This window comes from Polynucleobacter sp. JS-JIR-II-b4 (assembly GCF_018687815.1).
In the GTDB taxonomy this organism is placed as follows: Bacteria; Pseudomonadota; Gammaproteobacteria; order Burkholderiales; family Burkholderiaceae; genus Polynucleobacter.
Genome location: NZ_CP061306.1, coordinates 126,166 through 152,421, shown reverse-complemented (window position 1 = coordinate 152,421; position 26,256 = coordinate 126,166). Strand labels below are relative to the sequence as shown.

General features: G+C 45.8%; 29 protein-coding genes and 1 tRNA gene. 17 read left to right on the top strand and 13 right to left on the bottom strand.

Annotated features, from left to right (window positions below):
* Positions 1 to 13: 13 nt before the first annotated feature.
* Positions 14 to 1,144, bottom strand: a complete 1,131-nt coding sequence (locus ICV90_RS00875; protein ID WP_215358905.1) for a murein transglycosylase A — start codon at positions 1,142 to 1,144, stop codon at positions 14 to 16.
* A 130-nt stretch (positions 1,145 to 1,274) separates the two neighbouring features.
* Positions 1,275 to 1,649 (bottom strand): Co2+/Mg2+ efflux protein ApaG, encoded by a 375-nt coding sequence (apaG, locus tag ICV90_RS00870; protein WP_072583449.1) that lies wholly within the window; start codon positions 1,647 to 1,649, stop codon positions 1,275 to 1,277.
* A 49-nt stretch (positions 1,650 to 1,698) separates the two neighbouring features.
* Between apaG and rpe the strand changes: the two genes are divergently transcribed.
* From rpe to trpC, 5 genes are read left to right on the top strand one after another with little or no spacing between them, the layout of a single operon-like run.
* Positions 1,699 to 2,424 carry a ribulose-phosphate 3-epimerase gene (gene rpe / locus ICV90_RS00865; protein WP_215358904.1) on the top strand — a complete coding sequence of 242 codons (726 nt, stop codon included), beginning with the start codon at positions 1,699 to 1,701 and terminating at the stop codon, positions 2,422 to 2,424.
* The gene (trpE, locus tag ICV90_RS00860; protein ID WP_215358903.1) at positions 2,424 to 3,929 is read left to right on the top strand and encodes an anthranilate synthase component I; all 1,506 of its coding nucleotides are present in this window, start codon (positions 2,424 to 2,426) and stop codon (positions 3,927 to 3,929) included. Before rpe ends, trpE begins: the two co-directional genes overlap by 1 nt.
* Positions 3,913 to 4,479, top strand: coding sequence for an aminodeoxychorismate/anthranilate synthase component II (locus ICV90_RS00855; protein WP_215358902.1), 567 nt, complete (start codon positions 3,913 to 3,915; stop codon positions 4,477 to 4,479). The genes trpE and ICV90_RS00855 overlap by 17 nt, the downstream gene beginning before the upstream one ends.
* Positions 4,480 to 4,498: 19 nt before the next feature.
* Positions 4,499 to 5,524, top strand: a complete 1,026-nt coding sequence (gene trpD, locus ICV90_RS00850) for an anthranilate phosphoribosyltransferase (RefSeq protein ID WP_215358901.1) — start codon at positions 4,499 to 4,501, stop codon at positions 5,522 to 5,524.
* Between the two features lie 10 nt (positions 5,525 to 5,534).
* Complete coding sequence (gene trpC / locus ICV90_RS00845) at positions 5,535 to 6,338, top strand: indole-3-glycerol phosphate synthase TrpC (protein ID WP_215358900.1); 804 nt, start codon at positions 5,535 to 5,537, stop codon at positions 6,336 to 6,338.
* Here the strand turns inward: trpC and ICV90_RS00840 are convergent.
* The gene (locus ICV90_RS00840; RefSeq protein ID WP_251367752.1) at positions 6,319 to 6,831 is read right to left on the bottom strand and encodes a hypothetical protein; all 513 of its coding nucleotides are present in this window, start codon (positions 6,829 to 6,831) and stop codon (positions 6,319 to 6,321) included. The genes trpC and ICV90_RS00840 overlap by 20 nt on opposite strands.
* A 163-nt stretch (positions 6,832 to 6,994) precedes the next feature.
* Between ICV90_RS00840 and ICV90_RS00835 the strand changes: the two genes are divergently transcribed.
* Positions 6,995 to 7,345 (top strand): hypothetical protein, encoded by a 351-nt coding sequence (locus tag ICV90_RS00835; RefSeq protein ID WP_215358898.1) that lies wholly within the window; start codon positions 6,995 to 6,997, stop codon positions 7,343 to 7,345.
* A gap of 70 nt (positions 7,346 to 7,415) precedes the next feature.
* On the opposite strand, the gene ychF is transcribed toward ICV90_RS00835, so the two are convergent.
* Positions 7,416 to 8,510, bottom strand: coding sequence for a redox-regulated ATPase YchF (ychF, locus tag ICV90_RS00830; protein ID WP_215358897.1), 1,095 nt, complete (start codon positions 8,508 to 8,510; stop codon positions 7,416 to 7,418).
* Between the two features lie 40 nt (positions 8,511 to 8,550).
* Between ychF and ICV90_RS00825 the strand changes: the two genes are divergently transcribed.
* Genes ICV90_RS00825 through ICV90_RS00810 form a run of 4 tightly spaced genes read left to right on the top strand, consistent with a single transcriptional unit; the run spans position 8,551 to position 13,068 of the window.
* Positions 8,551 to 9,816 (top strand): FAD-dependent monooxygenase, encoded by a 1,266-nt coding sequence (locus tag ICV90_RS00825; protein ID WP_215358896.1) that lies wholly within the window; start codon positions 8,551 to 8,553, stop codon positions 9,814 to 9,816.
* Positions 9,809 to 10,525 carry a DsbC family protein gene (locus ICV90_RS00820; RefSeq protein WP_215358895.1) on the top strand — a complete coding sequence of 239 codons (717 nt, stop codon included), beginning with the start codon at positions 9,809 to 9,811 and terminating at the stop codon, positions 10,523 to 10,525. The genes ICV90_RS00825 and ICV90_RS00820 overlap by 8 nt, the downstream gene beginning before the upstream one ends.
* A 5-nt stretch (positions 10,526 to 10,530) precedes the next feature.
* Positions 10,531 to 12,312, top strand: a complete 1,782-nt coding sequence (locus ICV90_RS00815) for a M61 family metallopeptidase (protein WP_215358894.1) — start codon at positions 10,531 to 10,533, stop codon at positions 12,310 to 12,312.
* 6 nt (positions 12,313 to 12,318) lie between these two features.
* Positions 12,319 to 13,068 (top strand): uracil-DNA glycosylase, encoded by a 750-nt coding sequence (locus ICV90_RS00810; RefSeq protein WP_215358893.1) that lies wholly within the window; start codon positions 12,319 to 12,321, stop codon positions 13,066 to 13,068.
* On the opposite strand, the gene ICV90_RS00805 is transcribed toward ICV90_RS00810, so the two are convergent.
* Positions 13,057 to 13,353 (bottom strand): hypothetical protein, encoded by a 297-nt coding sequence (locus ICV90_RS00805; protein WP_251367751.1) that lies wholly within the window; start codon positions 13,351 to 13,353, stop codon positions 13,057 to 13,059. The genes ICV90_RS00810 and ICV90_RS00805 overlap by 12 nt on opposite strands.
* Before the next feature lies 1 nt (position 13,354).
* Here ICV90_RS00805 and hemA point away from each other — a divergent pair, with 1 nt between their 5' ends.
* The 5 genes from hemA (at position 13,355) to rmuC (ending at position 18,312) form a co-directional block, all read left to right on the top strand.
* Positions 13,355 to 14,671, top strand: a complete 1,317-nt coding sequence (hemA, locus tag ICV90_RS00800; RefSeq protein WP_215358892.1) for a glutamyl-tRNA reductase — start codon at positions 13,355 to 13,357, stop codon at positions 14,669 to 14,671.
* Positions 14,672 to 15,751 carry a peptide chain release factor 1 gene (gene prfA, locus ICV90_RS00795; RefSeq protein WP_215358891.1) on the top strand — a complete coding sequence of 360 codons (1,080 nt, stop codon included), beginning with the start codon at positions 14,672 to 14,674 and terminating at the stop codon, positions 15,749 to 15,751.
* Positions 15,752 to 15,766: 15 nt separating this feature from the next.
* Positions 15,767 to 16,609, top strand: coding sequence for a peptide chain release factor N(5)-glutamine methyltransferase (gene prmC / locus ICV90_RS00790; protein WP_215358890.1), 843 nt, complete (start codon positions 15,767 to 15,769; stop codon positions 16,607 to 16,609).
* Positions 16,610 to 16,715: 106 nt separating this feature from the next.
* Positions 16,716 to 17,024 carry a Grx4 family monothiol glutaredoxin gene (gene grxD, locus ICV90_RS00785; protein WP_072583421.1) on the top strand — a complete coding sequence of 103 codons (309 nt, stop codon included), beginning with the start codon at positions 16,716 to 16,718 and terminating at the stop codon, positions 17,022 to 17,024.
* Positions 16,996 to 18,312 carry a DNA recombination protein RmuC gene (gene rmuC, locus ICV90_RS00780; RefSeq protein WP_251367750.1) on the top strand — a complete coding sequence of 439 codons (1,317 nt, stop codon included), beginning with the start codon at positions 16,996 to 16,998 and terminating at the stop codon, positions 18,310 to 18,312. The genes grxD and rmuC overlap by 29 nt, the downstream gene beginning before the upstream one ends.
* 81 nt (positions 18,313 to 18,393) lie before the next feature.
* Here the strand turns inward: rmuC and ICV90_RS00775 are convergent, their stop codons facing one another.
* Positions 18,394 to 18,978 (bottom strand): phasin family protein, encoded by a 585-nt coding sequence (locus ICV90_RS00775; RefSeq protein WP_215358889.1) that lies wholly within the window; start codon positions 18,976 to 18,978, stop codon positions 18,394 to 18,396.
* Between the two features lie 196 nt (positions 18,979 to 19,174).
* Between ICV90_RS00775 and ICV90_RS00770 the strand changes: the two genes are divergently transcribed.
* A complete protein-coding gene (locus ICV90_RS00770; protein WP_215358888.1) occupies positions 19,175 to 20,503 on the top strand; it encodes an MFS transporter in 1,329 nt (442 codons plus the stop codon).
* Positions 20,504 to 20,510: 7 nt separating this feature from the next.
* Here ICV90_RS00770 and ICV90_RS00765 read toward each other — a convergent pair whose 3' ends face one another.
* The 7 genes from ICV90_RS00765 to petA form a co-directional block, all read right to left on the bottom strand.
* Positions 20,511 to 21,341, bottom strand: a complete 831-nt coding sequence (locus ICV90_RS00765) for a hypothetical protein (protein WP_251367749.1) — start codon at positions 21,339 to 21,341, stop codon at positions 20,511 to 20,513.
* A 274-nt stretch (positions 21,342 to 21,615) separates the two neighbouring features.
* Positions 21,616 to 21,691, bottom strand: a tRNA-Thr gene (locus ICV90_RS00760).
* Between the two features lie 18 nt (positions 21,692 to 21,709).
* Positions 21,710 to 22,117, bottom strand: coding sequence for a ClpXP protease specificity-enhancing factor (locus ICV90_RS00755; protein ID WP_215358887.1), 408 nt, complete (start codon positions 22,115 to 22,117; stop codon positions 21,710 to 21,712).
* A gap of 29 nt (positions 22,118 to 22,146) precedes the next feature.
* Positions 22,147 to 22,758: a glutathione S-transferase N-terminal domain-containing protein gene (locus ICV90_RS00750; protein WP_028819209.1), complete on the bottom strand. Its 612-nt coding sequence runs from the start codon at positions 22,756 to 22,758 to the stop codon at positions 22,147 to 22,149.
* A gap of 98 nt (positions 22,759 to 22,856) precedes the next feature.
* Complete coding sequence (locus ICV90_RS00745; protein WP_215358886.1) at positions 22,857 to 23,630, bottom strand: cytochrome c1; 774 nt, start codon at positions 23,628 to 23,630, stop codon at positions 22,857 to 22,859.
* A 31-nt stretch (positions 23,631 to 23,661) separates the two neighbouring features.
* The gene (locus ICV90_RS00740; protein ID WP_215358885.1) at positions 23,662 to 25,062 is read right to left on the bottom strand and encodes a cytochrome bc complex cytochrome b subunit; all 1,401 of its coding nucleotides are present in this window, start codon (positions 25,060 to 25,062) and stop codon (positions 23,662 to 23,664) included.
* 10 nt (positions 25,063 to 25,072) lie between these two features.
* The gene (petA, locus tag ICV90_RS00735; protein WP_215358884.1) at positions 25,073 to 25,675 is read right to left on the bottom strand and encodes a ubiquinol-cytochrome c reductase iron-sulfur subunit; all 603 of its coding nucleotides are present in this window, start codon (positions 25,673 to 25,675) and stop codon (positions 25,073 to 25,075) included.
* A gap of 137 nt (positions 25,676 to 25,812) precedes the next feature.
* On the opposite strand from petA, the gene mscL reads away from it, so the two are divergent.
* A complete protein-coding gene (gene mscL / locus ICV90_RS00730; protein WP_215358883.1) occupies positions 25,813 to 26,235 on the top strand; it encodes a large conductance mechanosensitive channel protein MscL in 423 nt (140 codons plus the stop codon).
* Positions 26,236 to 26,256: the final 21 nt, after the last annotated feature.

The window sequence follows — 26,256 nt, the reverse complement described above, 5'->3', positions numbered from 1 at the left end:
TGAAAAGTATTAATTAACGCGGTAACAACAACCACATCCTGCCATTTTGTTTCATACGACCCGCCATCTCTCCAGCAGCATCGCCGGATCCCCAATAGTAGTCTGCCCTCACGCCGCCCACAATTGCCTTACCCGTATCCTGCGCCATCACCAGCTTTTGCAAAGGCTGACTACTCAATGGTTTAGTAGCTGCTAAAAAGACAGGTGCACCCAGTGGCAAGGCTTGTAAATCTACCGCAATACTGCGCTCAGCTGTGAGCGGAACACCGAGAGCGCCATTAGGGCCTAAATCAGCAGAAACGTTACCGGGCAACTCTTTAAAGAAAACGAAACGGGGATTGGCATTGAGCATTTCATTTACTTGGCCGGGATTACGCTTGGCCCATTGTGAAATGCCTTGCATCGTTGCTTCACTGCGTGTGATTTCTTTGCGATCTAACAACCACTGAGCAAAGGATTTAAAGGGCTGATCATTGGTGCCCGCATAACCTAGGCGCAGGATGCGTCCATCCTCAAGACGAATTTTTCCAGAGCCTTGAATTTGCATGAACGCTGCTGCCACTGGATCTTGTACCCAAGCAATTTCAGAGCCCTGCAAGACACCAGAACTCATTAGCTCAGCACGGCTTGGGCCTGGGTTGGGCTTAGACTTGCGCCAGGCATTAGGGTAGCCGTAGAGCGGCACGTTATAAGTACTCGTACGAGCTTGTGAACCATTCATTACCGGTTCGTAATAACCTGTGATCAAGCCCGTGTCACTACCGGAGCTATTGCGAATTTCATAAGCTTGAAAATTATTTTCAAAATATTTACGAATAGCCTGCGTATCACGGCTGGATACATTGGCAGCCTGGGCACACACTGAGCGCCAGTTCACATCAGTACTTTTCTTACGCAAAGCATCACAACTTTTTAACCAAGCAGGCCAAGCCTGAGACAAGTCGTCTTCCTGCCATCCAGGTAAGGCTTGCCAAGAGACAGCGCTAAAGCTTGCAATCGAGGAGCTATAGCTTGATGGCGAAGCGCCGGAACCACTTGAGCGATATCCCGTCCCCCGAGTAGGAGGCGTAGAACATCCAACAATCAAGCTAGCTATGAGGATAGCGAATACACTTAACGGAACTAATTTAAATTTAGAAATCATGATTGCCAATTTACTCGATGAATACCCAATGCTACTGTTTGTTTTTGAAGGCGCTGTTGCCTTAGGACTTTTGTTATTTATTGTTCTTTGGACCGGCAACGGCAAAAAATAGCATTCTCACCACCCTACATTAATGCAGGGTACGTGGCATCACCAGGGCAAACTCTGGGATAGGGGCCTGAAAGAACTGGGCATCCTCAGTGACACAGAAATACTCCCCACGCATTGTTCCGGCGGGAGTAGGCAAAGTTGCCCAGCTGGTGTACTCAAAGTGCTCTCCAGAGCGTAATAGCGGTTGCTGCCCAACAACGCCCAGGCCTCGGACCTCCTGGACATCGTTATCCCCGTCTGTAATGAACCAATGGCGGGCAATTACCTGAATACTGGCCGTCCCCGTATTGCGGATAGTTACCGTATAAGCAAAGGCAAATTGGCGGTTATCGGGGTCAGATTGCTCAGGAAGGTACTGGGCTTTGACCGTAATGCTCATTTCGTGGGGATTCATGGACGAATTCTGCTCCATCCTAAGGCCAACTGCAAGCTAGAATCTAGGGATGGAAAGCCAAAAATCATCCTCAAATAGTCAATTTGTTATTGCCCCATCCATTTTGTCGGCTGACTTTGCCTGCCTTGGCAAGGAAGTTCAGGACGTTTTAGTGGCAGGCGCTGATTGGATTCACTTTGACGTGATGGATAACCACTATGTGCCCAACCTTACCATTGGCCCCTTGGTTTGCGAGGCTATTCGACCTTATGCAAATAAAGATGGGAAGCCTGCGGTGATCGATGTGCATTTAATGATCGAGCCGGTAGATCGCATCGTCCCTGACTTTGCTAAAGCGGGTGCCAATTTAATTAGCTTTCATCCTGAAGCAAGCCCTCATGTCAATCGCACATTGAACTTGATTCGCGATCAGGGATGTCAAGCGGGTCTTGTTTTAAATCCGGCCACGCCGCTAGACCATCTCGATCACACCTTGGAATTATTAGATCTTGTATTACTCATGTCCGTAAATCCAGGATTTGGTGGTCAATCATTTATCCCAAGCACTCTGAATAAGATTGCTCAAGTTCGCACACGCCTCGATCGCTACCAGGCTGAGACTGGTCGACACATTCGTCTTGAGGTAGATGGTGGAATTAAAGTCGATAATATTGCAGAGGTAGCACGAGCAGGCGCAGATACTTTTGTTGCAGGCTCAGCAATTTATGCACAAGAAAATTATGCAAAGGTAATTCAAGCAATGCGCACTGAATTAGGAAAGTCAGGAAAAGCGTAATGCAGCTTGCAGAATTTAACGCTCTAGCAAAGCAGGGTTTCAATCGTATTCCCCTGATCAAAGAAGTATTGGCAGACCTAGAGACGCCACTATCACTCTACGTCAAACTGACTCAAGCATTTGGCAAGACCAATACCTACTTATTGGAGTCTGTTCTAGGTGGCGAGCGTTTCGGCCGCTTCTCCTTTATTGGCCTGCCTGCCAGGACGATTGTCAGAACTGTTGGCACCCCTTCAACACCAGTCAACGAAGTAGTGACTGATGGGAAAGTAGTTGAGACTAATACTGATAATCCACTCGATTTTGTGGACGCTTATTTCAAGCGTTTTAAGGTGGCCTTGCAAGCTGATATGCCCCGCTTTTGTGGTGGTCTTGCCGGCTATTTTGGTTATGACACCGTTCGCTATATCGAGTCACGTTTAGCCAAACATCAACTGCCAGATGAATTGGGTGTACCAGATATCCAGCTCATGTTGACTGAAGAGTTGGCGGTGATCGATAACGTTGCGGGCAAAATTTATTTGATTGTCTACGCAGATCCGAGCATTGCTAATGGTTTTGAAAAAGCACAAGATCTCTTAAAAGAATTACTCGCTTGCCTTAGTAAGCCAGTAAATATGCCGGCATCTTTACCAAGCGCTAAAACTGATCTCGTCCGCAAATTCAAAGCAGCCGATTTTGAAAATGCAGTACTCAAAACTAAAGAATATATTTTGGCTGGCGATTGCATGCAAGTTGTCATTGGTCAGCGTATTAGCAAGCCATTTACGGACTCACCTTTAGCTCTCTACAGAGCGTTGCGCTCACTTAATCCATCGCCATATATGTACTTCTATGACTTTGGCGATTTGCAAATTGTGGGTTCATCTCCTGAGATTTTGGTGCGGCAAGAAAAACGGGCTGCCGAGAAAATTGTGACTATCAGACCGCTAGCCGGCACCCGTCCTCGCGGAGCCAACCCAGAGGAAGATGAGCGTTTAGCCAAAGAACTCCTGGCTGACCCCAAAGAAATTGCAGAGCATGTGATGTTGATTGATTTAGCACGTAATGACGTGGGTCGCATTGCCAAGACTGGCTCAGTTAAGGTAACCGACTCCATGTCTATTGAGAAGTATTCCCACGTTCAGCACATCGTGAGTTCGGTAGAGGGTGATCTTTTGGACAATATGAGCAATATGGACGTATTACGAGCGACTTTCCCGGCAGGTACCCTATCAGGCGCGCCGAAAATTCGGGCGATGGAAATCATTGATGAAATGGAAATTGTGAAGCGCGGCGTATATGGTGGCGCAGTAGGCTACCTGTCTTTCTCAGGCGATATGGATGTGGCCATTGCCATTCGTACCGGCGTGATCCGTGACGGCATGCTGCACTCTCAAGCAGGGGCTGGCGTCGTTGCCGACTCTGACCCGACTGCTGAATGGAAAGAAACTGAAGCCAAGGCTCGCGCGGTATTGACTGCGGCAGATTTAGTACAAGGAGGACTCGATGCTCCTAATGATTGATAACTACGATTCTTTTACTTACAACCTCGTTCAATACTTTGCAGAACTAGGTGAAGAGGTCAAAGTCTTTCGCAATGATGAAATTGCTGTGGAAGAGATTGCCAAACTGAATCCAGCGCGCATTTGCATCTCACCTGGGCCATGCAGCCCTTCTGAGGCAGGTATTTCAGTCGAAACCATTAAGCGTTACGCAGGTCAAATTCCGATCCTTGGTGTTTGTTTGGGGCACCAAGCTATTGGTGAAGCATTCGGCGGAAAAGTCATTCGCGCCCAAAAAGTCATGCATGGCAAAACCGACAGCATTCATCACACAGGTGTGGGTGTGTTTAAAAATTTGCCCGATCCATTTAAGGTCACTCGCTATCACTCATTAGCCATTGAAAAAAGCTCTTTACCTACAATGCTTGAGGTGACTGCAACTTCATCCGATGGCGAGATCATGGGCGTACGTCACAAAGAGCTCGCGGTTGAGGGCGTGCAATTCCACCCAGAATCCATTCTTTCTGAGCATGGGCACGCCTTACTCAAGAATTTTTTACAAAACAAATAAACAGTCTGCCAATAGCGCTATGTCAATTACTCCGCAAGAAGCTCTACAACGCTGCATTGAACATCGTGAACTGTTTCATGATGAAATGACAGCCATGATGCGGCTCATCATGAGCGGTGAGATGGCACCAGAGTTGGTAGCCGGACTGTTGGTTGCCTTGCGCACTAAAAAAGAAACCGTTGGTGAGATTGCTGCTGCTGCACAAGTCATGCGAGAGTTTGCTACCTCAGTAAAAGTGGATGACCGTAAGCACTTGGTGGATGTGGTGGGCACAGGTGGTGATGGCGCCCATACATTTAACATCTCTACTGCAGCGATGTTTGTAGCTGCGGGAGCGGGCGCAAAGATAGCCAAACATGGTAATCGCAGTGTAAGCAGTAAATCAGGCAGCGCAGATGTATTAGAGGCGCTTGGTGTGAATCTAGCTTTATCTGCTGAGCAGGTTGCCACATGCATCTCATCAGTAGGCGCGGGATTCATGTTTGCTCCGAATCATCATCCAGCGATGAAGAATGTTGTACCTATCCGCAAGCAACTCGGTGTCCGGACTATCTTCAACATCCTTGGCCCACTTACCAACCCTGCTGATGCCAAGCGGATTTTGATGGGTGTATTTCATGCCGACCTAGTTGGTATTCAGGCACGTGTATTACAAGCTTTGGGAATGGAGCATGCTCTCGTTGTGTATGGGCGAGATGGCCTAGATGAAATTTCCTTAGAGGGCCCAACCTTAGTTGGCGAACTTAAAGATGGCGTAGTGCGCGAATATGAAATTCATCCAAAAGATTTTGGATTAAATGCCGCGCCCACCAACAGCTTTAAAGTGGCTAATGCTGAAGAGTCCAAGCAGATTGTCTTGGATGTGCTCGATGGCAAACCCGGGCCTGCAAGCGATATCGTCTGCCTTAATGCCGGCGCCACACTATATGTAGCTGGAGTAGCAAAAGACATTGCTAGCGGTATTACCCTGGCTAGAGCAGCCATCACCTCTGGAGCGGCACGTCAAAAGTTAGATGCTTTTGTTGTAGCAACCCAATCTCAATAATTGATTATTCATGAGCGATATCCTCGACAAAATTGTTGCTACCAAAAAGATTGAGGTAGCTAGCTGCCTGCAGAAAATATCGCTTGCCAATCAACGTGAGCAAGCCCAAGCTAATAATCTTGATGCCCTTCTAAAGCCAAGAGGCTTTATTCAGGCTATTGAGAATAAGATTTCTGCCGGCAAAGCAGGAGTCATTACTGAAATCAAAAAGGCAAGTCCGAGCAAAGGCATCTTGCGCGAGAACTTCGTGCCAGCAGACATTGCCCAGTCCTATGAAAAGCATGGCGCCGCATGTTTGTCAGTGTTAACCGATGTAGATTACTTTCAAGGCTGCAATGCCTATCTACAAGAAGCTCGATCCGCATGCAATATCCCAGTATTACGCAAGGACTTCACCATAGACCCTTATCAAGTCTATGAAGCTCGTGCGATTGGCGCCGATGCAATCTTGCTGATCGTGGCTTGCCTAGAATTAAATCAAATGAAAGAGCTCGAGGCTTGCGCTCATGAATTAGGTCTAGATGTTTTAGTCGAAGTTCACAATGCCCCAGAATTAGAGCAAGCCCTAGAACTCAGAACACCTTTGCTTGGTATTAACAATCGCAACCTCAAAACCTTTGAGGTAACACTGCAAACCACCCTCTCTCTAATGTCCATGGTTCCGGACAACAAAACCTTAGTCACAGAGTCTGGTATCTTGAATCGCACGGATGTAGAGCTCATGCGCAACAATCAAATCAACGCATTCCTAGTTGGGGAAGCATTTATGCGCGCCAAAGATCCAGGTACAGCCCTTAGTGAGCTGTTTTCCTAGTTTTTCGCAATAGATCTAAGCAGTATTTAATCAAAGAGATTAGCAGTAGCGAGCCCAGCACATCACCAATAAACATCACTAAGAAGTGATTTACACTACCCGTATCTTCAAGGGTCATCGTAGCGAACCACCACTGATGCAGCCCCGCTGAAAGTAGTGAATAAATCAAAATACAAGCAATGAGTTTGGGGAAGTTGAGATTACTTAAGTCTGACTCAAGGCGAAGATTGCTAAAAACAAAAAATCTTGCCAGATAAGGTGCAAACCCTGAAATTAATCCAACGCCAATACACACCGTCAAGTCGTGCGGGAAGTCTCCGTAATAGCTAATTAAAAATGAGGCTATAGCAATTCCAATGGCGCCGGGTAAACCAAAAATTAAGGTCAGAAATAAGCGAAGGCCAGCAGGTAGATAAATCCAACTTACTCCTAAGCCAAAAGTAATACTGTTGGTAAGCCAGCCATTGCAATAAAAAAGAAGTGTGTACGCCATCGCACTAATGACGCACCCGAAAATCCATTCTGAAGAAATTTTAAATAACCTAAACATTAATATCAGTATGGATTAATTTTTATTGATACGCATCAATTGCCAAAATTAGACTAAGGGAATACACTAGACCTAGCCCTAGAGCAAATACAAATAAATACTAAATATGTCATCCACTAAACCGTCACCCTATATCAAGTTCCTCAACTTAATTGATGCTCTTGATCGCATCAATCCAGGGAAAAAACTTGATTGCATTGAAGAGAGTTTGCTCGACAAGATTGTTTCTTGCGCCCATGCCAAGCAAGCAATTTTGGTTGGTGATTTGATCTCCATTTCTGACCTTGGTTCACAAGCTACATTGCATGGTCGACTCAAAAATCTCAGCGCTTTAGGCTATATCAAAATGGCTGCCAATACCGATGGTCGTAAAAAGGAAGTGTTGCCTACCAAGATTGCTCTAAAACGCTATGAAGAGATTTCTAAATGTTTAGAGAAGGCAGCAAAAGCTTCTTAATCACTTAACCCCAATACATAAGCAAAAAGCCCTGAAAAGGGCTTTTTTATTGGGTAAAAATAAGAGCGGTTTAGACATTAAACAAGAAGTTCAATACATCTCCATCTTTAACAACATACTCCTTGCCTTCAGCGCGCATCTTACCGGCTTCCTTAGCGCCAGACTCCCCTTTGAATTGCACAAAGTCTTCATAGGAGATTGTCTGAGCACGAATAAAGCCACGCTCAAAGTCTGTATGAATCACGCCAGCTGCTTGAGGTGCTGTATCACCAACATGGATAGTCCAAGCGCGAACCTCTTTAACTCCTGCCGTGAAATAGGTTTGCAAACCAAGCAATGAATAACCCGCACGAATCACACGATCTAAACCTGGCTCTTCCATACCCAAGTCAGCCAAGAACTCAATCTTGTCTGCTTCTTCTAAGTCAGCAATCTCCGCTTCAATCGCAGCGCATACAGCAACAACTGGAGCATTTTCTTTTGCCGCATGTTGCTTCACAGCCTCGAGGTGTGGATTATTTGAGAAGCCATCTTCTTTGACGTTCGCAACATACATTGCAGGCTTAGCAGTAATCAAACACAACGGTTTAATCAATAATTTTTCGTCATCATTCAGATTCAAACTGCGCACTGGCAGAGCAGAATCTAGATGAGTCTGAACTTTGGTCAGAACAGCAACCAAGGCAGCAGCCTCTTTATCATTGCCAGACTTAGCAGCCTTGCTTGAGCGATTCAGCGTTTTCTCAACTGTTGCCAGATCCGATAAGGCTAATTCGGTATCAATCACACCAATGTCAGCAATGGGATCAATTTTCCCGGCAACGTGTATGACGTTGGGATCCTCGAAACACCGGACGACATGGGTAATAGCATCCGTTTCACGAATATTCGCTAAAAACTGATTACCAAGACCTTCACCTTTTGAGGCGCCAGCTACCAAACCAGCAATATCGACAAATTCGACTGCTGCAGGCAGGATGCGCTCAGGCTTCACGATCCCAGCCAAGGCGGCTAGACGGGGGTCAGGAACCTCAACAACGCCCACATTAGGCTCAATCGTGCAGAAAGGATAGTTTTCCGCTGCGATTCCAGCCTTGGTAAGCGCATTAAAGAGGGTAGATTTGCCGACGTTAGGCAGGCCGACGATGCCACATTTCAAAGACATAGCGTTATTGTAAAGGGGCTGGTTTCGATATCATCGAGTTATGTCAGAAGTTCACCCAAATAACGCATCTAAATCCCACACCCAAATCCGCACAGTAGATATTGTCGTGGTTGGCGGAGGCATTGCTGGTAAGGCTTGCGCCCTAGGTCTAGCCCAGCTTGGCTTACAAACCATTGAAATTGCCCCCGATTTAGCGCAAAACGTCCCAAGCCCGCAAGGCGCTCAATGGGGCCAAAGAATCTACGCCTTTTCTCCTAGCACCCAAAAATTACTAGCCCATTTGCACATTTGGGATGCAATTGATCACGGCCGCCTGCAAGCAGTCCGAGATATGCGCATCTACGGTGACCGAGGAGAAAAGAATGACCAACTCCATCTCTCTGCATTTGAAGCGGGCACTCCACAACTTGCCTGGATTGGAGAAGCCAATTTAATTGAACACACCATTGATCAAGCTTCGCGTTTTCAGAATAAGTTAGAGCGTATCAATGATGTTGTGGAAAAAATTCAGGTAGACGCTGATGGAACTACTCTGCATTTAAAAAATGGCGGGTGCATTCGTGCACAACTCGTAATCGCTGCTGATGGCGCCAACTCCCCAATTCGCAATGAATTGGGTATTAGCGCAAGTGAAGAAAGTTATTCACAAAGTGCAGTCGTTGCCAATTGGCTTTGTGACTATCCCCATTTAGAAACTGCCTTTCAATGGTTTTTACCAGGGGGCGATATTGTGGCAATGCTGCCCTTGCCAGGAAAACAAGTGTCGATGGTTTGGTCTACTTCCCCAGAACATGCGGCTGATTTATTAAAACTAGATCAAGCGCAATGGCTGGATCAATTCTCATCCATTGCTAATGGTGCTATCACCAAACAATTAGGCGCGCTGACTCTGAACTCAGTACCAGCAGCTTTCCCTTTGAGAAGGATTCGAGCTAAACGATTTATCGGGCCTGACGCCTCTCCGAAGGTTGTGCTCATTGGCGATGCGGCCCATGTCATGCATCCACTAGCTGGGCAAGGCCTGAATCTAGGGCTGCGAGATGTTGCCGTACTGCTGAATATTTTGGGCAAGCGTGAATCGTTCCGCGCACTTAGTGACTTGGTATTGCTTCGACGTTATGAACGACAACGTCAAGGCGACACTAGCGCTCTCTTATGGGTTACCGATAAACTCAAGAAATTATTTTCTGCAAGTAGTAGCACTGAACGCCAGCTCCGCAATTGGGGTTTAGGTCTAGTAAACAAAAGCCACTTTATAAAACAGCGCTTAATTGAACGCGCTTTAGGAGAGATTGATTTTGAATAAATTGTTATCTGCGATTGCATTTATTGGCACAACCCTACTCTGCACGAGTCCACTGTATGCACAACAAGAACAGCAATTGAAGACTGAGATTCAAAAGAAGTTGGGTGCCAATGCCAAAGTGAAGAGTGTTTCACCAGCTCCAATTTCCGGTCTTTATGAAGTACTAGTTGGCAATGATATTTTTTATACCGATACCTCGGGGAAGTACTTGATTCAAGGAGAAATCATTGAGCTCGCATCCGGTAAAAATATTACCGAGCAAAGACAGGCAGATTTAAACCGCATTAAATGGAGTGAATTGACACCTGCCAACGCCATTAAAAATGTTCGTGGCAATGGTAGTCGCCAGCTGGCAGTCTTCTCCGATCCAAACTGTGGCTATTGCAAGCGCCTAGAGAAATCCCTACAGCAGCTTGATAACGTCACCATCTACACCTATTTAATTCCAATCTTGTCGCCGGATTCTGCGCAAAAGTCGAAGCAAATTTGGTGCTCTTCTGATCCCTATAAGGCTTATATTGATTGGATGGTGAATGGTATTACGCCTAGCGGCAAGGGGGAGTGCAGCACACCACTAGATAAAAATATGGCTTTCGCAAAGACCTATGGAATCACGGGCACGCCGACTTTATTCTTCACTGATGGCAGTCGCTTCCCTGGCGCAGTACAAATTACTGATATTGAAAAGAAATTTAGTTCTCTGAAATAAATATCATGAACCATGCCGACTTACCCGCAATTCAATATACGGTCTGGCCGGCCGATCTGCACGGCCATCGCTATCGCGTCAAACTGCATATTGCTAACCCCGATCCCGATGGACAGGTGCTGCAAATGCCAGCCTGGATTCCAGGCAGTTATTTAATTCGTGATTTCAGCAAACATGTCGAATCAATTGAAGCGTTTTCAGCAGAAGGCGCTAAGAGAAAAATAACGCTCGAACGTATTGATAATGACCATTGGCGCTTACCACCATGCAATGGTCCGATAGAGGTGCTCAGCACTGTTTATGCTTTTGATTCTTCAGTACGTGCAGCGTATCTAGATACCGAGCGCGCCTTCTTTAACGCCACTAGCCTATGTCTAGCCGTCAAAGGGCAAGAGCATTTGCCTTGCTCGCTCGCTATCACGGCGCCAGAACTTGCCTTTGCTGACCACTGGACAGTTCAAACCACCTTGAGGGCCGCCAAGATAGATGAGCGTGGGTTTGGTTTTTATCTGGCACGAAATTATGATGATTTATTGGATCACCCTGTAGCCATGGGCGAGTTCCAACTGGTGCACTGGAAATCAAATGGTGTAGCTCATCGCATGGCAATACAGGGCTGCAATCATATTGTTGATGCCAAGCGCCTTGCACAAGATTTACAAGCAATCTGCACCAGCACTATTGATCTCTTTGAACCAAAATCTAAGCGCGCTCCTTTTAATGAATATCTTTTCTTAGTCAATGCGGTATTAAATGGTTATGGTGGACTTGAGCATCGTAATAGTACCGCGTTACTTTGCAGACGCGATCAAATCCCCCAAGAAAACACTCTCTTTGAAGAATCTACGTATAGAGAATTTTTAGGCCTGTGTAGTCACGAGTATTTTCATGCATGGCTGGTTAAGCGCATTCAGCCAAAAGCCTTTCAACCGTATGATCTGGCCAAGCGTAATCACACTCGCTTACTGTGGGTGTTTGAAGGCTTCACCAGTTACTACGACGATCTCCAACTACTGCGTAGTAAACGAATTGACCTCAAGACTTATCTAAAACTCGTTGCGGATAACTGGAACGGAATCTTACGCGGCCCTGGACGCCATAAGCAAAGCCTTGCTGACAGCTCTTTTGATGCCTGGACCAAGTATTACCAAGCGGATGAGAATACGCCAAATACGGTTGTCAGCTACTACGGCAAAGGTGCCTTAGTAGCACTTGGTCTTGACTTACAGATTCGCGCATTCACTAAAAATAAACAGTCTCTAGATGACTTCATGCGCCTACTTTGGAATAAGCATGGCGTCACCTTTGACGGCATTACGGAAGACGGGCTAGATGATTTAATTTTTGAATTGCTAGGTAATGGCTTTAGCAAGACCTGGAATGAGATGAAGGCCCGCTATATTTTTGGCACAGAAGATGTTCCGCTGCAAAAATGGATTGGCTCAAATCTTATTTCTGTAAAAACAAAATCGCAGTCCACGCTGGAAAAACTCAAGCTGCAGTTTGGGATGCGTCATACAGACGCCAATGGTTGGCTTAAGGTTACCCATGTGCTTGATGGCGGAATTGCCCAAGCAGCAGGCCTATCAGCCGGTGATTTACTAGCCAGTATTGATGGGCAGCGTGTCATTGGCGCCCGCTGGGACAGAGTCTTAGGCAGCCTTTCTGAAAACTCCCTTGCCCGCATTACTTTCTATCGCGATGATCTAGAGCATGAGCGCATGGTTTCAATGCAATCTACCCAGATACCTATGCAATATGAACTGACACCTAAGAAAGATGTCTGATCGAAATTGAAAGCACTATTTTCAAAAGACGATATCCCGCATGACTGGCAAGAATTACTGGGGAATTATTTCGAGTCAGCAGATTGGGGCTCGCTAGAAAAAAATTTGCAGACTGCTCTTGATGCTGAAATTGTTCGACCAGAGCCTCAGAACTTTTTTAAAGCTCTCAAACTTTGCCCTGTTAATTCTGTAAAGGTGGTGATCTTGGGCCAAGATCCTTATCACTCACCAGGGCTAGCGCAAGGGCTAGCCTTTTCGATACCTGTTGAGATTGCAATCAATTCACGAGAATTTCCCAGCTCACTACGCAACATCAGTAAAGCATTGGCATTAGAAGGTTTTGGGTCTTTACCGAATGGTGATCTTCACAATTGGGCCGAGCAAGGAGTGCTTCTTCTTAATACAGCTTTGAGTGTCAAATTGGGCGAGGCTGGCAGTCATACGAGTCTAGGGTGGAAAAGCTTCATTGATCATTTGATCAGCACTTTATCCAAAACAAGGCCGCATGTTGTCTGGATGCTATGGGGTGGTCATGCTCAATCTAAGCTGCCACTCATTGAAGGTGGTCAGAATCCTTTGATCTTGCAATCCTCCCATCCATCTGGTCTTGGCGTATACAAGACGGACAAGCCTTTTTTGGAGCCTGGGGGCAAGACCAGTTGCAGTCACTTCACTAAAGCCAATCAATGGCTGATTGAACAAAAGAGCGCACCTATTCGGTGGGTGGAGAACAGTCAGACCGACTTATTTAGCTAAAGCAGTAAAAACACATCCGACTGCACAGGCAGCAAAAATAGCGCTAGCCCACTCGAGTATTTGCCCCGATTGGAAAAGATCCCAGTATTGCCCTGCATACGAGCTAGCAGCCGCCGCAATAGATCCCAGCAAGAAGGCCATCAGAATCCTGCCGCGCTTGACCCCGTCAGAAGCTACGGGGTAAAAAATCCAGGCTGACAGCCCAGAAACACCTCCAATCACCAGAAAAGCCAAAAACCCCATTGATACCCCCATTAATGCTGCCATCAAATCTATAATTGCCATTATGAAGTTGTTGACACTCGGCATCAATCATCACACAGCGCCGGTCGCCATTCGGGAAAAGGTCGCCTTTGACCCTGAATTTCTTCAAGAAGCGTTGCACGATCTTCGCCAACATTTGGTTGGCGCGAATCAGGCCGGGCTTCCCGAAGCTACGATTTTGTCGACCTGTAACCGCACCGAGGTCTACTGTGCTGCAAATGATGCCAGTGCTGCGGGTCTTTTACATGAAGCTACGTTTGATTGGCTAGCCAAAACTCAACAGCTTGCACCAAGTAGCCTTGAGCCTCATATTTACTCCTTGCCTCAATCAGACGCAGTTCGTCACGCATTCAGAGTTGCATGTGGCTTAGATTCCATGGTGATTGGCGAAACACAAATCTTAGGTCAAATGAAAGATGCAGTTCGCACCGCAAACGATGCCGGTGTATTGGGAACCTATCTCAATCAACTTTTCCAGAAAACATTTTCAGTTGCCAAAGAAGTACGCGGCTCTACTGAAATCGGCGCACACTCTATTTCAATGGCTGCAGCCTCTGTTCGCCTCTCAGAGCGTATCTTTGAAAAAATTGCAGATCAAAAGATTTTGTTTATCGGCGCCGGTGAAATGATCACCTTATGTGCAACGCATTTTGTGGCGCGCAAACCGAAAACAGTAGCGATTGCTAACCGCACTATAGAACGTGGTCAGGAGCTTGCGGACTCTATTTCTGAACAAGACGTTGAGGCTGAGTCCTTCAAGCTCTCAGAGCTACCAGGGCGCCTGCACGAGTTCGACATTATTGTTTCTAGCACCGCCTCATCCCTGCCTATTATTGGGCTTGGCATGGTGGAGAGCGCCTTGAAACAACGTCGCCACAAGCCGATGGTGATGATTGATTTAGCAGTGCCGCGGGATTTTGAACCTGAAATCTCCAGACTGGATGACATCTATCTCTACACAGTTGATGATTTAGGGATGATGATTCAGACTGGCGCCAACTTACGTCAAGCGGCAGTAAGCCAAGCTGAAGCGATCATCGAAGATCGTGTTGGTAACTTTATGCATTGGATGCAAGGTCGCAACGCGGTTCCACTGATTCAGGATATTCAGCAACAAGGCGAACGTTTGCGTCAACTTGAACTCGAGCGCGCAATGAAACGCTTGATGCGTGGCGATGATCCGCAAGAAGTTCTCAATGCTATGGCACAAGGTCTAACCAATAAATTTCTGCATGGCTCTCTCCATGCATTGCAACACTCTAATGGCGCTGAGCGTGACGCCTTGATTAAGTTGTTACCCAAACTATTCGCCTCGCATTCCAAGCCAGAAGACCATTAGATGAAGCCCAGCATGCGGGCTAAGCTAGACCACCTAGACACGCGCTTAGCCGAACTTAACTCCTTATTAACCTCCGAAGAAGCAACCAAAGACATGGATGCTTATCGGAAGCTCACGCGTGAACATTCTGATATTGCTACCGTAGTAGAGCAGTTTGGCCTTTATAAGCAAGCCGAGGAGGACGCCCAAGCAGCAGAGGAAATGCGCAAAGATCCTGAAATGAAGGACTTTGCCGATGATGAGCAGAAGCAGGCTTTGGCTACGATGGAAGCACTTGCGGGCACATTACAAAAGCTTCTGCTTCCTAAAGATGAAAATGATGATCGCAACGTTTTCTTAGAGATTCGTGCAGGCACTGGTGGTGACGAGAGCGCACTCTTTGCCGGCGATCTACTACGTATGTATACCCGGTTCGCTGAACGCCAAGGCTGGAAAGTAGAAATGGTCAGCGCTGCTGAATCTGACTTAGGTGGATACAAAGAAGTAGTCCTTCGTCTCGTTGGACAGTCTGTTTACTCACGTCTTAAGTTTGAATCTGGTGGTCATCGCGTGCAACGGGTTCCACAAACAGAAACGCAGGGTCGTATTCATACCTCCGCTTGCACTGTAGCCGTCATGCCAGAAGCAGATGAACTTGAGGCGGTCAAAATTAATCCTGCAGAGTTACGTATTGATACCTTCCGCGCTTCAGGTGCTGGTGGTCAGCATATTAATAAAACAGATTCTGCGGTCCGCATTACCCACCTGCCAACAGGTACCGTAGTTGAGTGCCAAGACGATCGCAGCCAACACCGCAACCGCGAACAAGCCATGAAGGTATTGGTTTCTCGCATCATGGATGCGCGTGAGCGAGAGAAACATAAGCTTGAGGCTCAAACCCGAAAATCCCTCGTAGGATCAGGGGATCGCAGTGATCGCATTCGTACTTATAACTTCCCACAAGGCCGTATCACTGACCACCGCATCAATCTCACGCTTTATAAAATTGACGCCATGATGGATGGGGATATCGATGATCTTTGTAATGCTCTTGCATCTGAACATCAAGCAGAGTTACTTGCTGCCCTTGGTGACAATTAAGCGATCACAAAATCCGTGAATCAGGATTTAAGCCTACGCTCCCTATTGAGCGATTCAGTACTCGCTACCGCTGAGGCGAAAATTCTGATGGCTTACATTCTGGAAAAGCATTACCAACTTCCGCGCTCCGCTCTACTATCGCGCGATGATTTAGAGCTCAGCGTTAAGGCGCTTGAAGAGTGGAAAATACTTGAATCCAAGAGAATTCAGGGCGAGCCTATTGCATACCTAATTGGCAAAAGAGGCTTTCACAATATTGAGCTTTATGTTGCTCCTGGAGTACTGATACCGCGCCCCGAAACTGAGCTCTTGGTGGAGATAGGCTTGCGTGAAATTAAACGCTTGAATGCTCCGACAAAAATCTTAGATTTAGGGACAGGCTCGGGCGCCATTGCTTTAGCCATTGCGCACAAAGCTCTAAATGCACAACTTACCGCAACCGATCAATCCTTAGAAGCGCTAGAAATTGCCAAAATAAATGCCAAACTTTTGAATGTCGAATCTTGCGTGCAATTTTTCCAAGGCAGCTGGTATGAAGCAATTGAAGATACCGCTGCTTTTGATGTCATTCTGAGCAATCCGCCATACATAACATCCCAAGATGCACATCTAAGCCAGGGTGACCTGCGCTTTGAGCCAATTTCTGCCCTTACCGATCATGGCAACGGACTCACCTGCTTAAAAAACATTATTTCCGGCGCCAAAAACCATCTAAACCCCAATGGCTTGCTTGCCGTTGAGCATGGCTTTGACCAATCAGAAGCGGTTGTAGCCCTCATGAAGCAAGCGGGCTTTCAGGATGTCCAAACGCATTTGGATTTGGGTGGCCATTACCGCGTCGCCTCGGGCAGAAAATAGGGTGAAATAACCTTTTTCCACATTAAGTCTTAAAATCAAGCAAACCTTATTTTCAAACCGTCTTTGCAATAAGACTGCCGTAGTAGAAACTTAGTAGAAAGAATATATGGACTCACAAGCTCAAATTAAAGAAATCGTTACTAGCCACCCGGTTGTATTGTTTATGAAGGGAACTGCACAGTTTCCACAATGTGGCTTCTCTGGAAATGCCATCAATATCTTGCGCGCTAGCGGTGTTGAAAACCTCCATACCGTGAACGTCTTGGAAGATGCGGGAATTCGCCAAGGTATTAAAGAATTCGCAAATTGGCCAACGATTCCACAGCTCTATATCAATGGTGAATTTATTGGTGGCTCTGACATCATGACTGAAATGTTCCAGTCTGGTGAACTTCAAAAGCTGGTTAAAGCCTAATCAATTTTTTGCTGTGACTTTTGATTTAGGATCTCTTCTACTATTTGGCCTGCCATTTGGAGTTTGTGCAGGCCTTTTAGTTTACGCGTTAAACCTACGCTCTACCCTTGCACGCCTTGAGCTGCAAGCCCAGACAGAAATTGCCCTAGCACTCAGCTTGCGTAGCGAGCGCGATCAAGCACTACAAAATGCGATTCGCCTAGAGGCAGAATTGGACTCTGAACGCAAACAAGGTTTAGGCAGAATTGAATCCCTGAATGAAGCTAAAGAGGCTTTGACAAACCAGTTCAAAAATTTAGCTAACGAGATTTTGGAAGATAAATCCAAGCGCTTTACCGAGCAAAATGCAGCTAGCTTGGATGCCCTATTAAAGCCATTGCAAACCAAGCTCACTGAATTTAAAGAGCAAGTTAGCACTTCTTATGGCAATGAGGCTCGTGAGCGCCATGCCCTCAAAAGCGAAATCGAACGCTTAGCCAATCTCAATCTACGCATGTCAGATGAGACTCGCTCGCTAACCCAAGCATTAAAAGGTGACTCCAAGGTCCAAGGCAATTGGGGTGAGTTAGTGCTGGAGTCTATTCTGGAGTCCTCCGGCCTTCGCAAGGGCGAAGAGTATCTTGTGCAAGACAGTCATACGCAAGCAGATGGCTCGCGCCTCCAGCCCGACGTCGTGATTAAGTTACCAGAAGGTAGAAGTCTGGTCGTTGACAGTAAGGTATCCATAACGGCATATGCCCGCCATGCCGAGACTACTGACCCCGTAGTTGCTGAGCAAGAACTAGCTGCGCATATCCAATCACTGCGTCAACATATCCAAGGGCTTTCTGGAAAGAACTATAGCTCTCTTTATGGCGTGGGTTCCGTCGACTTTGTCTTGATGTTTGTGCCTATAGAGCCTGCGTTCTTACTCGCATTGAAAACTGCCCCGAATCTATATCAAGAAGCTTTAGCAAAAAATATTGTGTTGGTATGTCCAAGCACTCTTATGGCGACACTTCGCACAGTTGCTCATCTATGGCGACAAGACCATCAAAACCGCAATGCTCTAGAGATCGCAAAACAGTGTGGAAATCTTTACGATAAGTTTGTTGGTTTTGTAGATGATCTGGAAAAATTGGGGCAACGATTAGATCAAGCACAAACAAGCTATCACGATGCATTCAATAAATTAAAAACTGGCAAGGGAAATCTGATCCGCTCTGCTGAAAAGGTACGTGAGTTAGGCGTCAAGCCCAGCAAGAACCTAGCCCCACACTTGATTGAATCCTCTTCCGACTTTGAATAATACATTCAAACAAAAACCCCGCCTAGTTTGCACTAAGCGGGGTTTTTTAATGCTTGCTACTGAGTTGAAAACAGCTATAAATTAAGCTGCTTTGCGGCTACGTGATGCAGGAGTAGCAGCTTTCTTCACTTGAGCGATTTGACCTTGTACAGTTTCGATTGCTTGATCAGCAGTTTTTTCTGCAGTTGCAAAAGCTTCTTTGCTTGCAGCGCGGAACTGTTCAAAACCTTGCAATGCGCTACCGTATACAGTCTTAAATGATGATAAGAAAGTTTCGGAACCTGCAGGCGCATTAGCTGCAACAGTGTTGATCCAATCTTGGAAACCATCTTGCATTTGGTCAATACTTGCATCAACTACATTTGCAAATTCTTTATTGCTATCGCGCAATACTTTGCTAACTTTCTTTTGGTAAGCAACAGCTTGGCTACCTGCAGATTGCAAAGAATCGGCAGTAAAGATTTCAGTAACTTGTTTCGGATCTTTAGCTGTTAATACTTGTTGAATGCCGTCTTGTGCATTTACCAATACATCTTTAGAAGCTGCATAGTTCAGCTCAGCCAATTTTTGAGCATTTTCCAAAGCAGCTTCGCTCAGAGAAAAGGAAGCCTCGAGGCCTTTGCTGTTAATTTGGGACAATTTAGCGGTGATTTGGTCTTGGTTCATGTATTTCTCCAGAAATTAAGTGGTACAACTAGTCAATTAAGCGCACGATTTAAGAGATGGAAAACTGTAGATACCCTAAATATTGCACTGCACCATCAAACTGTAACTGAACGAATATGACAAATCAAGAAGTTTTTGCTGCTGTGCAACAAATATATTTCATCAATATGATAAACTCAATATAATCAATAACTTAATGTCATTTCACTATTCCTATTCCTATCGAAAAGTAGCTATTGCAGCCTGCTTTGGAACCTTTTTAGAGTGGTATGACTTTCTCACCTTTGCCACCTTGGCGGTGGTTTTTGCCCCCCTCTTCTTTCCCTCCACAGACCCCAATACAGCCCTTTTGGCCAGTCTGGCGACATTTGGTGTTGGAATGGTAGTTAGGCCTATTGGGGCGGCCATATTTGGCTCTATGGGGGATCGTATTGGTCGAAAGCCCGTCTTTATGATCACCATTGCCTTAATGGGGATTGCCACTGTTAGCGTGGGCTTTTTACCTACCTACGCTCAAGTTGGAATTTGGGCGCCAATCCTATTGGTTGGCTTGCGCTTACTTCAAGGACTTTCTGCTGGCGGTGAAATCGGTGGCAGCGCCGTGTATTTGACTGAACATGCTGGCAATGAGCATAGAGGGTTTAAAACGAGCTTCCTCCAGCTAATGGGTCCACTTGGTATTCTATTTTCTACTCTACAAATTGCGCTACTGAGAAACTATCTGTCACCAGAGGAGTTTCAATCTTGGGGTTGGCGTGTGCCGTTCTGGATTTCAATTGCGCTGCTTCTCATTGCCTTTAAAGCACGCATGGCTTTAGAAGAAACTCCTATCTTTTTGGAACTCAGTAAAACCCACCGGCAATCCGAAAGTCCACTACTAAATAATTTTCGGGATCCACAAACCCGTAAACGGATGTTTTTACTTTTCTTCTGCATCTCTGCGGGTGGAGCGGTACTTTTCTTTTGCGTACAAGTGTATACAGCGATTTACCTAAAAACCTCCGTAAAGCTGGCTCCAGAGTTGGTGGATCAACTTAGCATTTATGCAACCCTTGCCTTGTTTCCACTCACTATTCTGGCGGGCTGGCTGTCAGATAGGATTGGACGAAAGCCAGTTGTAGTCAGCGGACTTTGCCTGGGTGCGATCTTTATCTTGCCGGGATTTTATTTGCTTAAAGCAATAGGCGCGCAATACCTAGCCAATCCAAGTAATAGTTTGAGCTTGATCTTTATTGGACTGCTGTTGATCTGTCTTTCATTAGCTCTTGCCTTAGTAGTTGGTCCACAAACTGCAATGCTAGCCGAACTCTTTCCTGCCAAAACTAGAAATAGTGCGGCAACACTTCCGCATAACTTAGCAGCAGGGTGGATTGGTGGTTTACTACCCTTAATTGTGACTTGGCTAAATCAACGGTGGCAAAGTGATAGTGCGGGACTCTGGTATCCGACTATCTTCCTAGCAACAGCAGCAATTATTGCCGCTCTCTACCTACCTGAAACCAGGAAGGTATCGCTCCTGGACTAGGGGAGATCTATAAATATAGCTTGCGGGATAGGCTGCGAAGCTTTTTTCTGAAACGCTTTCCTTGAATGAGCAACCTATCAAGAGTGTTGATCTTAACGCCTGCCCTCTTGATTGCACCATCACTCAAGAATACTGACTGAAATTTTTTCATCACGGCAGCTGGTGAAAAATCTTGAGAGTAACAATCCCAATTTTGCTTTTGGGCTGCAGCCTTATCAAAATTTAAGAAGATTTCGCTTAAGTCTTTTGGGCCTGTATATAAAATCGCTTTTGATCCCAATACATCAATATGATTGCGTTGCGGGGACAGTGCATAAGTAATTACCGGCTTGTTGTGCATGGAGAACTCTCCGCAAGCCAGGCCAAAACTCTCACCTATGCCTCTTGCATGAATCATGGCATCACAAGTATTGATAAAACTTGATTTAAATAGGGAGTCCGAATTACCCGGGAGAAAAATGACCTGCGGATGATCGATAAAACGGTCAATATTCATAAACAGAAAAAAGATCTGAGGGTTCTTAGCAACCAGCTCAGCAATGACTTTTTTCACAAAATCCAGATTAAAACTATCACTACCACCATAACACCCAAATACAACTGCGCTTTCGGGGATCCCAAGGGTCAGCCTTTGTGAGCCTGTCTGCACAGGCAAATCAATAATGTGAGGGACAAAAGGAATCTTCCCATTGGAACACTCATCGCTCAACCAGCTTGATACATAGGCATAAATATCACCATGCATCTCTTTAATCTTTTGCGGAAAAACCGCATGTATCAAATTGGGAACTCCCGGAAGCATATAGTCATCACGCTCACCAGATTTAATAAGATACATCGCATCGATTATTCCGCTATCAGCGATAGAGTTTAATTCTGAAAACTGATCGTATGGAATGAGATTAAATTCTTTTTGAAATTTTTGAAATACAGATGGCTACACCAACTCTGAGCGGCGATCGTAAAAAATAATCGATTCATTGCCTAATATTTTTTTGTTCTGAAGCGCGTAATCGAAAATAGCAATATGAGTGCCCCGAAGAGACATCAAGCCTGCATCAAATCCGATTTTTTTATGTGACATTAGAGAAAGTAAATGCCAAAGTGAAGAGTGGTGCCCCTTGTCCGACTCGAACAGACCACCTACTGATTACAAATCAGTTGCTCTACCAGATGAGCTAAAGGGGCAATGGTTAGTATTTTATCCTATTTCACAATCTTCAAGGATGGTCTTGTAGTTTTGGGTTTTTCAGGGGTCTGATCTTCAGAATCCGCAATATGAAGATCACGGGCCTGAGCTGGATCAAATGGGAAAGACATCCCTTGACCATTTTCCCTGGCGTAGATTGCTAGAACATGGGTGACCGGGACCATGATCTTTCTTGGAATGCCGCCAAATCTCGCCTGGAAGCTTATCCAATCGTTTTCTATTGCCAACTGATGGCAAGCTTCCACGGAGAGATTTAGAACAATCTCATCGTTCTTCACAAACTCCATAGGAACCTCAACCCTGGCATCCACAAAAACCGCTATGAAGGGCGTAAAACCAAAATCCGTGCACCACTGATGTAGGGCACGGATTAGATAAGGTTTATTGCTTGGAATGTCAGACATGCCTAGGAATCATGAACCGCTAGAAATGCTTAGCGGCGCATTACCTTCTCAGAAGGAGTCAAAGCCTCGATATACGCAGGTCTGCTAAAAATACGCTCAGCGTATTTCAGTAAGGCTGCTGCATTGCGAGACAGATCAATGCCGTAATGCTCAAGACGCCACAACAATGGCGCAATCGCTACATCCAGCATAGAGAACTCATCGCCCAACATGTATTTGTTTTTAACAAAAATTGGTGCCAACTGAGTCAAACGATCACGAATCGCTAAACGTGCTTTTTCGTGAGTCTTTTCAGCAGCTTTACCTTTTTCATTTTCCAGGGCAGCTACGTGCACAAACAATTCTTTCTCAAAATTGAAGAGGAAGAGGCGTGCGCGTGCGCGTGCTACGGGATCAGGCGGCATTAATTGTGGGTGAGGAAAACGCTCATCAATATATTCATTGATGATGTTTGACTCGTACAAAATTAAATCACGCTCAACCAAGATGGGTACTTGGCCGTAAGGGTTCATTACCGAAATATCTTCAGGCTTATTAAACAAGTCGACATCGCGGATTTCAAAATCCATGCCTTTTTCAAAAAGCACCAAACGGCAGCGTTGCGAGAATGGGCAGTTAGTACCCGAGTACAACACCATCATAAATTTATTTCCTTAAATTTCTACTTCAATACAACAAACGCACAACAGCGTTAAATCTTTTCATTAATGAACCCCAAACTTGGGATCCATTAAATCAATTAGTGAATATCTTTCCAATAGGCTTTATTCAAGCGCCAAGCCAAGAGAGTGAAGATAGTCAAGAATAAGAGCACTATTACGCCAAGACGTTTACGCTCTAACTGCACTGGCTCAGCCATCCATGACATGAAAGCAACTAAGTCGGCGATATTGTCGTCATACTCTTGCGGCTTCATTGTGCCGGGAGTTAACTGCTCAAACCCAACAAAAACTTCTTCTGTTCTGCTTTCATCATGAGGATCTTTACGCTCCTCAAACTTGGCAGTACGCTCACCTTGCAACTGCCAGAGAACGTGCGGCATACCGACTTTAGGGTAAACCAAATTATTCCAACCGGTCTGAGTCGTGTCATCTTTGTAAAAAGTACGGAAGTAGGTGTAAAGCCAGTCCGCTCCTCGAGCACGCGCCTCAACCGATAGGTCAGGTGGAGTCTTACCAAACCAGGCTTTAGCTTCTTTTGGCGTCATCGAGATGGTCATCAAGTCACCCACTTTGGCATCAGTCAAAATGAGGTTGTCTTTGATTTGTTGATCGGTCAAGCCAATATCGCGTAAACGGTTGTAACGCATGCTTGCGGCTGCATGGCAGTTCAAGCAGTAGTTCACAAATATCTTTGCTCCGTTTTGCAATGAGGCATTGTTACTAACGCGATTAGGGGCTTGATCTAAAGGGAAGCCACCTTCATTTGCATTGGCATGAACGCCAAAGCCCAGGGCCGCAACCAATACTGTTGCTTGGCAGACGCCCATCAAAGTTTGCAGAATTCGTTTCATACTAGTTCCTAGTTTCTCTTTGGTGTCTGAATTAATGGGACTTAAAAGTAACGCGTGATGGAACTGGCTTAAATTTACCAAGCGTGCTCCAGAACGGCATTCCTAAGAAGAAGCCCAGATAATAAATAGTGCATACCTGAGAAATCTTTTCAAACACTGGTGATGGTGGCTGAATACCTAAGTAACCCAAGATCACAAAGCTCACCACAAATACGCCATAAATATATTTATGGAAATGTGGGCGATAGCGAATGGACTTCACTGGTGAGTTATCAAGCCAAGGCAAGAAGAACATGATCACAACAGAACCACCCATGATCACAACGCCCCAGAACTTAGCATCAAACAAGTAGAAGCCAGCCGCCAATACGAGAGCGATTGCAGCACATGCGCCCTTCACCTTGAGGTTTTTACTCTTCAGAGCAAACATTCCAAGAATGACTGCCAAGAAGATCCATAAAGGCAGTAGGAAGTTCGTTGTAGTTGCGCGCAACATGGAGTAGAACGGCGTGAAATACCAAACCGGAGCAATATGCGGAGGCGTTTGCAATGGATTTGCAGGGATGAAGTTATTTGCTTCAAGGAAGTAACCACCCATCTCTGGAGCAAAAAACACAATGCTTGCAAAGATAATCAAGAAGCCGCCCAGGTACATCACATCATGCACGCTGTAGTAAGGATGGAATGGAATGCCGTCCACTGGGTGACCATTTGCATCTAAGTTCTCTTTAATTTCAACGCCATCTGGATTGTTGGAACCCACTTCATGCAGAGCCAAAATATGGGCTGCAACCAAGCCAACCAATACCAATGGAATTGCAATCACATGGAATGCGAAGAAACGATTGAGGGTTGCATCACCCACAACATAGTCACCACGCAACCATAAGGAAAGGTCTGGACCAACGAATGGAATTGCAGAGAACAAGTTCACGATCACTTGAGCGCCCCAATAGGACATTTGACCCCATGGGAGCAAGTAACCAAAGAAAGCCTCGCCCATCAAGCACAAGAAAATTGCGCAACCGAAGATCCAAATAAGTTCACGTGGCTTGCGATAGGAACCGTAGATCAAACCACGGAACATATGCATATAAACCACCACAAAGAACATAGAGGCGCCAGTGGAGTGCATATAGCGAATCATCCAGCCCCACGGAACTTCACGCATGATGTATTCAACTGACTCAAAAGCCTTTGCAGCATCAGGCTTATAGTTCATGGTCAAGAAAATACCGGTAAGAATCTGATTTACTAACACTACGATAGCTAATGCGCCAAAAATGTAGAAGAAATTCAGATTTTTTGGAGCGTAATACTCGCTCATATGACGCTTAAATGCCTCTGTTACCGGTAGACGTGAGTCAACCCAAGCCATGAGCTTTTGGGCTGCAGAGGCGTCTGCTGGAACTTCTTTTTCGTGGAATGCCATTTATCTCTCCTTAGGCCTTCTTATCTTCGCCAACCAGAATCTTGGTGTCGCTCAAATACATGTGTGGCGGCACTTCAAGGTTATCTGGGGCTGGTTTGTTCTTAAATACACGGCCTGCCATATCAAATGTGGAGCCATGACATGGGCAAAGGAAGCCGCCTGGCCATGTGTTTGGCAGGGATGGCTGAGGACCAGCCTCAAACTTGGCATTAGGAGAGCATCCCAAGTGAGTACAAATACCAACAACTACCAAGTACTCGGGCTTAATGGAACGCCACTGATTCTGGGCATAAGGCGGTGTAAATTGAGATGGGTCACGCAATGAATTTGGATCAGCTAATTCGTTATCAATCTTCGACAACTCAGCGACCTGCTCAGGGGTGCGACGCACCACCCAAACCGGCTTACCGCGCCACTCCACCATTCTCATTTCATCTGGCTGCATACCAGTGATGTCGATTTCGACAGCAGCTCCAGCGGCTTTTGCACGCTCAGAAGGCTCAAAACTGTCAACAAAAGGGTAAAGGGCAGCAGCGGCACCTACGCCACCAACCGCCGAAGTGGCGATTAACCAATTACGGCGATCCTTGTCCATACAGGGCTTGTCACTCATTTACAAAATTCCTAGAAAGGGTATTTATGGGTGGAAATTGCTTAAAGGTAGGATTTTAAAGTAAAAAGTGGGGTAAGCAAGAAAGTTATGGGGTTAATCTCGGATTAATCTGTATCTATACGAAAAAGGGAGCATTTATGAGCGTTTTAAAGGAGTTTCGCGACTTTGCCGTAAGGGGCAATGTGATTGATTTGGCAGTCGGTGTCATTATTGGCGGCGCCTTCGGGAAAATCGTTGATTCCCTGGTGAACGACATCGTTATGCCCATAATTTCCACCCTTTTAGGGGGGCATATCGACTTTACTAACCTTTTTATCGTACTGGGCCATGTTCCAGACGGCGTTCCCAGGACCTTTGATGCCCTGAAAAAAGCCGGTGTACCCATTTTTGCCTATGGCAACTTCATTACCATTTCTATCAATTTTGTCCTTCTGGCATTCGTCATTTTCCAAATGGTCAAAGTGGTGAATAAAGTTCGCCTAATGGATGCGCCACCTCCTCCGCCAGTTCCGGAAGATGTCGTTTTGCTGCGCGAAATTCGCGACAGCCTAAAAAAATAATTTGTTCACATCCACATAAAA